The 3,168-nt window shown below is 63.4% G+C and carries 4 protein-coding genes and 1 pseudogene; all 5 read left to right on the top strand.

Annotated elements, in window-relative coordinates; all coding sequences use genetic code 11:
• Positions 1-6 precede the first annotated feature (6 nt).
• Positions 7-165, top strand: coding sequence for a tetratricopeptide repeat protein (locus AC1DWI_RS17690; protein WP_477725329.1), 159 nt, complete (start codon positions 7-9; stop codon positions 163-165).
• 49 nt (positions 166-214) lie between these two features.
• Complete coding sequence (locus AC1DWI_RS17685; protein ID WP_477670544.1) at positions 215-973, top strand: tRNA-uridine aminocarboxypropyltransferase; 759 nt, start codon at positions 215-217, stop codon at positions 971-973.
• A gap of 162 nt (positions 974-1,135) precedes the next feature.
• Complete coding sequence (locus tag AC1DWI_RS17680) at positions 1,136-1,504, top strand: hypothetical protein (RefSeq protein ID WP_477670543.1); 369 nt, start codon at positions 1,136-1,138, stop codon at positions 1,502-1,504.
• 109 nt (positions 1,505-1,613) lie between these two features.
• Complete coding sequence (locus AC1DWI_RS17675) at positions 1,614-2,513, top strand: hypothetical protein (RefSeq protein WP_477670542.1); 900 nt, start codon at positions 1,614-1,616, stop codon at positions 2,511-2,513.
• 227 nt (positions 2,514-2,740) lie between these two features.
• A pseudogene (locus AC1DWI_RS17670) lies at positions 2,741-3,168 on the top strand (hypothetical protein); the annotation flags it as partial.

The raw sequence follows: 3,168 nt of genomic DNA, 5'->3' as shown, positions 1-3,168 counted from the left end.
GTGAAGATGGACCCTTCGCGCGCGATTGCCTACCTGAACCTGGGAGACGCCCATGCACGGGCGGGCGATGGCGACAAGGCGAAGAAGGCGTTTCGCAATTACCTGGAGCTGGCACCGAACGGGCCGGGCGCAGCCCATGCGAAACAAGAGCTTGAGAAGGCCTGAAGTCGCTTGAAGCTGGAGTAGCCCGGCGCGATTTGGCGATACTCTGCCTATGACCCCAACTTCCCAGGCCGCTCACGCAGTTTCCCGCCTGCGCACCGCGCGGCTGGCGCGCGCCTCCAAACCGTTCCTGGCCCGTGGCGGCCCACGCAATGTGCGCTGCGCCGGTTGCCGCCTGATGCCCAGCCACTGCATGTGCGCCCTGCGCCCCAGCGTGCCCACGCGCGCGGGTGTGTGCCTGGTCATGGCAGACATCGAGGCGCTGAAACCCAGCAACACGGGCTGGCTGATTGCCGATGTGGTGGCGGACACGTTTGCGTTTGAGTGGGCGCGCACCGAGGTAGACCCTGCGCTGCTGGCGTTGCTGGCGGATCCGCAATGGCAGCCCTACCTGGTCTTTCCCGGTGAGTTTGTGGCGGCTGAGCGGGTGGTGGCAGATGTGTTGCCTGCCGACCCGACTGATGGCACAAAGGGCAAACGCCCGCTGTTTGTGCTGCTCGACGCGACGTGGCCCGAAGCACGCAAGATGTTTCGCAAAAGCCCCTATCTCAACCACTTGCCGGTGCTGAGTTTGCAGAGCGAGCAGCTTTCTCGCTACAAGCTGCGCCGCTCGCAGCGCGACACGCACTTTTGCACGTCTGAAGTGGCCGCCCTCTGCCTGGAGCTGGCCGGTGAAACGCATGCGGCGCAAACGCTGGAGGCTTACCTGGATGTGTTTACCAACCGCTATTTAAAAGCCAAGCAGCAGCAGCCGCTGGATCTGGAAGATGCGGCGCATGCGCAATTGCGCAAGCTGGCACACCCCTGTTGAATAAATGGCACACCCCTGTTGGGGCTCACTGCGTGTAGCCCCCTCTCCCCTTGCAGGGGACGGGCGCCTTGAGGCCGGCAAAGCCGGACCGCGGCCCCCGCTGGTGAATAACTCGCAGTCGTTACTTCGCCGTGCGCTGACGTACCGCTATAGTCCCACCCCATGGATAGACCCCCTTACCTGCGCAAGCGCCGGCCGGCCCCTGACGAAAGCGAAGGCCTGCTGTGGCGGCTGGTGGCTGCGCTGGTGGCGGTGCCGATATTTGAGGTTTCGCTTTACCTGGGCCTGTACCTGATTCTTTCGCCGCGCAGCCTAAGCCATCTTTTCATGGCCATCCCCTTATGGGTGCATGGCGTCTACGCTGGCGCGGCCGCGCTGGTCGGTTTGCTGTTTGGCTTCAGTGGCATTACCTGGCTGCTGGGCCACCTCTTCATGACGCACCATGAAAACGAACGCAACCGGCTGGTAACGGCGCTGCTGTGGGGCGGGCTGGCGGGGCTGGCGTTTGTGGCTTCGCGCTTTGTGCCTTAGTGCCTTGGTCCGCGCGCTGACATCTGCTTGCATTGAGCGCGGCGCCGCTGGGCAACCGCTGTAATACATTCACTGCCTTCATCACCCTTTCATCACCACCTGGATACCCATGCGCCCAAGCTCCCGGCCTCTTTGCACCACGCTTGCCACCTTCGCCCTCACCCTGCTGCCGCTGGCCGGCGCGCTGGCTGTTACCCCGGCTGAACAGCCGTATGTTGGTGGCTACACGCAGGGTTCGGTCGATTCGCGTGCGCAGCTGATGCTGCTGGACGACAACACGTTTTGTTTTAGTTTCATGGGCGGCTCGCTCGACATGCTGGCCGGCGGGCGCTGGAAGGCCGAGGGCAACGGCGTGCGCCTGCAGGAGGTACGGCAAAACGGCTCCGTCTTCCCCGTCTTTGGCAGGGCGGTGCTGCCTGAGAAAGGGCCCGTGGAGTTTGACTTTCACGGCCATTCGCTGTCTCGCGCGGTGTCGGTCGCGTTTGCCACGGGCACTGACGAGACCTTGCCCACCAGCCTGCGCCGGCTCTTCAAGGACGGCCACAACGGCTGGTCTTCCAGCTACAAGCTGCCGCCCATGCCGGCGGCGCAGGTGCGCTACTTTTATATCGCCGACGCGGAAGTGGATGCCAACGGCCAGCCCAAGCAGCTGCGCGTGGTGCAGTACCGGCGCGGTGACGCGAACACGCTGCGCGTGGGCTACAACCCGGCGTTTGGCAACCCGCCGCTGAACCAGCTTGCCACGCTGAAGGATGGTGAGGTGCTGCATGTCGACGGCAGCCGCTTTGGCCCGCGCAAGGAGTTGCCGGAAAAAGCCCTGGAAAGAATACGCTCGGCCTGCATACGGCCCGCGCTGGCTGAGCCCAAACGCCCCAGCGAAGAAGAAGCCGCGGAGATAGCGGCCGGACGCGCGACGTCCGTGAAACAGCCGCCGCTGGTGCCTGTGAAAACTTTCTATCTGCCGCTGACGGCCCTGCAGGGCGCGCCTTACTTTTCTGACGACAAGTAGGCTGGCTGTGTTCCTGCGGCGGACGCGACTCGCTACTAAATTGATAGCTGCTCGTGCACGTTCTTATTGGTCTGCGGCCACTTTTGATATTTGAAAACCGCCCAACAAGGCTGCATCCATCGCCCGGGCCGCTGCCGCGCACCGAAGCCCGGTTATTGATACCGGCGCAACCAGGGCACCCGCTGTAATACATTCATTGGCTTCAACCCCCACCGGACTCACCGCCCATGCGCTCCATCTCCCAGCCTCCTGGCACCACGCTTGCCGCCTTCGCCCTCACCTTGCTGCCGATGGCCGGTGCGCATGCGCTGACCGCGGCTGAAAAGCCTTATGTGGGTGGCTACACGCAGGGCTCTGTTGATTCGCGTGCGCAGCTGATGCTGCTGGACGACAACACCTTCTGCTTTACCTTCATGGGCGGCTCGCTCGACATGCTGGCCGGTGGGCGCTGGAAGGCCGAGGGCAATGGCGTGCGCCTGCAGGAGGTTCGGCAGAACGGCGCGATCTTCCCGGCCTTTGGCAAGCAGGTGCCTGAGCAGAAAGAGACTGTGGCGTTTGACTTTCACGGCTATTCGCTTTCCAACGCAACGTCTGCGGTGTTTGCCACTTCCGGCAACGACGCGCTGCCCACCACGATGCGCCCACTGTTCAAGTC

This window comes from Polaromonas sp. P3_C2 (assembly GCF_056402675.1).
Note: the sequence above shows the minus strand (reverse complement) of the source record. Positions and strands in the feature narration are given on the sequence as shown.

What these genes read in the sequence shown, in the direction of transcription:
- AC1DWI_RS17690 (WP_477725329.1), top strand. Translation starts at nt 7, where the DNA reads ATGGACCCTTCGCGCGCGATTGCCTACCTGAACCTGGGAGACGCCCAT.
- AC1DWI_RS17685 (WP_477670544.1), top strand. Translation starts at nt 215, where the DNA reads ATGACCCCAACTTCCCAGGCCGCTCACGCAGTTTCCCGCCTGCGCACC.
- AC1DWI_RS17680 (WP_477670543.1), top strand. Translation starts at nt 1,136, where the DNA reads ATGGATAGACCCCCTTACCTGCGCAAGCGCCGGCCGGCCCCTGACGAA.
- AC1DWI_RS17675 (WP_477670542.1), top strand. Translation starts at nt 1,614, where the DNA reads ATGCGCCCAAGCTCCCGGCCTCTTTGCACCACGCTTGCCACCTTCGCC.